The 4,678-nt window shown below is 34.5% G+C and carries 3 protein-coding genes; 2 read left to right on the top strand and 1 reads right to left on the bottom strand.

Translation table 11 applies throughout. From position 1 onward, the window contains the following. Both D6734_10290 and D6734_10285 read left to right on the top strand, forming a co-directional pair. Entirely contained in the window at positions 1-969 is a 969-nt protein-coding gene (locus D6734_10290; GenBank protein RMF93342.1) for a sugar transferase, read from the top strand. Between the two features lie 121 nt (positions 970-1,090). Then, positions 1,091-2,668, top strand: a complete 1,578-nt coding sequence (locus tag D6734_10285; protein ID RMF93341.1) for a hypothetical protein — start codon at positions 1,091-1,093, stop codon at positions 2,666-2,668. On the opposite strand, the gene D6734_10280 is transcribed toward D6734_10285, so the two are convergent. Further along, positions 2,656-4,617 carry a tetratricopeptide repeat protein gene (locus D6734_10280; GenBank protein RMF93340.1) on the bottom strand — a complete coding sequence of 654 codons (1,962 nt, stop codon included), beginning with the start codon at positions 4,615-4,617 and terminating at the stop codon, positions 2,656-2,658. The genes D6734_10285 and D6734_10280 overlap by 13 nt on opposite strands. Positions 4,618-4,678: the final 61 nt, after the last annotated feature.

The following is a 4,678-nucleotide window of genomic DNA, read 5'->3' as shown; positions in this document are numbered from 1 at the left end:
TTGAAGATTGCAGATTTAATTGAAAGGCATAAAAAATGGGGATTGAATGTACTTGGTTTTATCAGGCCGGCTCGAGAGTCAAATGAATTAAATGCACGAGGAGACGCTTTAGACGAAAAGAAAATTTTATGTGATATAAAAAACCTTCCTGAGTTTGTTCATCACAATGTAGTTGATGAAATTATCATTTGTCTTCCCGGAAAAAATGTAGATGAAATAGACTATCTTCTTTCTTTTTGTGAGGAAGAAGGCATAAGAAGCCGTCTTGCCCTTGAATATTATCCAATGATAATAGCGAAACCCACTCTTGAATATTTTCATGGAAGACCCTTCCTTACTTTTAATATGGTTCCAGATAAAAACTTTGAATTATTATTGAAACGAGTAATAGATATAGTTGTTTCAATAATAGCTTTGATTCTTTTTTCTCCACTTTTCCTGATAACTGCACTGGCAATAAAATTAAATAGTCCAGGACCAGTAATCTTTAAACAGACAAGAATTGGGCTTGCAGGAAGGAATTTCACAATTTATAAGTTTCGTTCAATGCATATTGGGGCTGAGAAATCAGTTGCCAATCTTTTGCCATTGAATGAGAGAGATGGTCCTGCCTTTAAAATTAAAGATGACCCTCGTGTGACTTCTGTGGGGAGAATTATCAGAGCATTTTATATAGATGAACTTCCGCAATTGGTAAATGTTTTGAAAGGAGATATGAGTCTTGTAGGCCCTCGTCCTCCTCTGCCATCGGAGGTCGAAAAATATGAAAAATGGCATCGCCGCCGTCTATCAATGAAACCGGGAATGACTTGCTTTTGGCAGATATCTGAAGGTAAACAAAAGTTTACTTTTCCTGAATGGATGAGGCTTGACTTGAAATATATAGATGAATGGAATTTAACGACAGATTTTAAGATTATGTTAAAGACAATTCCAAAAGTATTTGCCGGAATTAAGAGTTTGATATAAGATTATTGAGTAGTCACTCGAAAAAAACTTGACAACTAATTTCTCCAAAGATATTGTAGTTTTGTTACCTTGATTGTATATTTATAATAAAGTATTCTATTTTAAAAAAAGGAGCATACCTATGAAGGGAAGACCTTTTTTGATCTCTGCTTTAACTGTTTTCTTTTTGGGCAGTCTTTTTTTTAATATCCCATCTGCAAAAGCAAGTGTATCTACAGATAAAGGCGAAGCTGCCTTGAGAATTGGTGCTCTGGGAGGCAGTGTAAGGGTTGAGGATCCTCTTTCTCCTATCTACAAGGCAAGTGTAGATATTGGATTACACGATTATAGAGATGACGATGGCACATATGGATATGTCAATTTTCAAGCAGAAGCTCCTGAAGGAGGAATAGCAGCCTCCGTTTCAGGAGAAGATAATAATGTACTTACAATTGCATCGGATGCAGACCTTAAGGGGACATCATTAAGTAATATTAGTTTTGGCAATTATCTTGTCTTATATTATGATTCAGATAATGATGATAGTATGGACCAATTTCCTGCTTATTTTCTTAAATTAAAAAATATAGATACTGCAAAGAATCAAATTACTGTAAATGGAGAACTTCCAACTGAAGGTAAAATTAAAATTGTCCAAGCAGTTCAAACACCAAAATTTTCAATTGATACTGTTCCTTTTCCCTTCACTTGGCCCACAAAAATCAAAGGAGGCGGAGGCAAGGTGTTGGCAATAGGTCCTGCTGTGGTTTTTCAGGTAAATGACGATGCAAATATAGGGTTTGTAAAAGTTAAAAAGAAGAGAATCAACAGATTTGATAAAAAAGTAAAGATAACCCTTCCTTATGATACAGATGTTGTTTCAGCTTTAGGTTTGAGTACAAGCAGGTTTCGCATCTATTCTCTTACAAGAAACAGTATGAAAGCTGTAAAAGTGAAAAAAGTAAAAAAATCACAGGGTGTAGTAACTGCAAAAGTTAAACATTTTACAATCTACCAAGTAGTGGTGCCCTATAAGGAAAGTAATTCTGTTTCGTATATTTCAAGTGTCAATGCCAAAGTAAAAGGTAAGAAGGCAAAGATTGCTTATAGCCTTGCTGATGCTAATAATGATGCATCAGATATCAAGATAGAGCATAGAAATAATCCCTCAGATGACCCTGATTCAGGTTGGAAAACAATCACTACAAAGAAAGGTGTCAAGCCGGGTAAAAAAAGATTTAAATGGAAAGTAAATAAACTCACAACCGGATATTATCAGGTGCGGGTAACGCCAATTAAGAAAATTGGCGGCAAAAAAATAGAAATGATCGGGGCAGGTTCAAATATTTTTTATGTAAATAATGGCAATTCCAAAGCTTCAGCGCCTTCTGGCTTAAAAGGTACTGTTGATAATGATGTTTCTCCGCCACAGGTTTCTCTAAGCTGGAATGCAAGTTCATCTGCTTCAAGTTATAATATATATAGGCAGTTACGCTATGAAACAGGTGGCTGGGATAGAGATTTTGTACTTATTGCAAATACAACATCGACTTCATATACAGATACAAGCATTCCAAAATCCTTTTATGATGCCGCATATCAGATTACAGCCATAGATTCAGCAGGTCGTGAAAGCAAATTTTCAAACAAAAAAGAATTGCGCCTTGCAAGTATAGTGCTTTCAGGTTATGGCGGTTACTATGGCTATTATTCAGGTTGAGGCCTTTCCGCGGTTTTTAAAAGTAGATTGATTCTTGCAAGCCCTTTTGAAGCAAGATAGTGTTGAGGGTTGTAATGAAGGGCTTCTTCATAGTCTTCTTTTGCTTTGATATAGTCGCCTATGAGCTTATAGAGATTTCCTCTATTATAGTAGGCATTTGCAAGCTCGTTTACTAAAATTCCAACTTCATGAGGCCTAAGTTTCAATTGCATTCGAGCCAACGATATTTCGATCACTTTATTATACTCATTTAGTGCCTTTGAATATTTCTTTTTGGCGAAATAAACATTGCCAAGTTCGTTATAGGCATAACCTAACAGGCGGTTGATGTCAGAAACATAAGGAGTGAGAGATAGCGCTTTATTGCATTGTTTGATAGAGTCTTTGAAATTGCCCGTTTTAAAATAACTTAGAGCGAGTGCATATCTAAACTTGGCATTGTTGGGAGAGAAAGATAGCGCTTTTTTGAGAAGAGGTATTGATTTTTCCCATTCTTTTTTCATTGAATATCTTTCTGATTTTGAGAAATAAGCTTCTCCTATGAATTGTGATGAATATATATAGATGCCTGCAATAGAAAAAGCTACAAATACAAGCGTGACTAATACTTTGACAAAATTTCTTTGAGGAAGAGAAATTTTGAATTCTTTTTTTCCTTTTCCAGACAAAAAAGCCGCAGTAATCCAAAAATACATTATAGGTACAGTTTTGAAGAAATTGAAGCTTACCTGTGAATGAATAACAGTTGCGGCAAGAGCGCAGATAAAACCGGCAAGGATAATCTTTTTTTCTCCTTCATATTCTATTATTTTTTTATAAGATGTCTTGAAAATACTATACAATAGGAAAATGAAGGCAATCATACCAAAAAATCCTGTTTCTGCACCTATTTGAAGGATGTCGTTATGTGCCCATTTGAGCATATCGTAATCCATTTTTAGCTCATTGGGTGTTCTGTATTTTTGTGCAACAATCCAGTAATTGCCCAATCCAACACCAAATATTGGGTTTGATTTAATCATATCAATAGTGCCTTTCCACATTTCAAGGCGGACGAGAATGGTAATAATCTTGTATTTGAATTCACTTTCTTCTCCTGATGCAACCTTCTTCATTTCCTTGAAAGGTATAAAAAGCGCTTCCAAAACATGAGGTTTCGTTGCAGCTATTCCTCCTGTTATGAGGATGGTAATTATAAGGACAGCAATGATTCTTTTTATAATGAGGGATTTGTTTTTTACGGATATATTAGTGCTCAGAAAAGCGAAAATAATTGTACTGATGATACAGGCAATCCATCCTCCGCGTGCAAAAGTAACTGCGAGGGCAGTTATTTGTATTATGAAAAATATGGAATACAAAGCCATATAAATTTTCTTTAGTGATGATAAGATTAAAGAAAGAGTAAGCGGTATTATGATGATAAGATAATGAGCCAAAAAATTGCTGTGGCCAAGAGTTGACCTAACCGAATTTGCAAGATTAAATGATTCGGCTGTGAAATACTGATATATTGCTATGGAAGATACCAATGTCCCTACAATTGATGAAACTATGGCAATTATTTTAAAGTCTTCGTTTTTTAACTCTTGTATTATAATAAAAGAAAAAATTGCTGAAAGGATAAGTTCTGAAAGTGCATCAAAAAAAACATACTTGTTTGTCATATTTACTGCTGAAAAGAGAGCGATAATAATAAAAATTGAAAGAGGAATCAAAAGAGGTGAATTGTATATAACAGTTTCGCGTGAAAATGCTTTTTTTATCAAATAAATTGATATAAAAATTATCAACGAAATCCTATAAGCAAGTGTTTTGACTGCATTGAAAGGATTTAAGGTCAGATTTGATGTAATTAGAGGAATTATGATGACCATTGCAATGATGAGGAGTAAAAAGATAGGCAGCTTTGTTTTTTTGTTTCCGTTCTTATTTTCTTTCTTTGCCAATACTAATATGCTCCTTGACTATAATTTTTTTTTAAATATAAGTCCCATTGCATCCTTGTAC

Source organism: Candidatus Schekmanbacteria bacterium, assembly GCA_003695725.1.
Lineage (GTDB): Bacteria > Schekmanbacteria > GWA2-38-11 > GWA2-38-11 > J061 > J061.
Note: the sequence above shows the minus strand (reverse complement) of the source record. Positions and strands in the feature narration are given on the sequence as shown.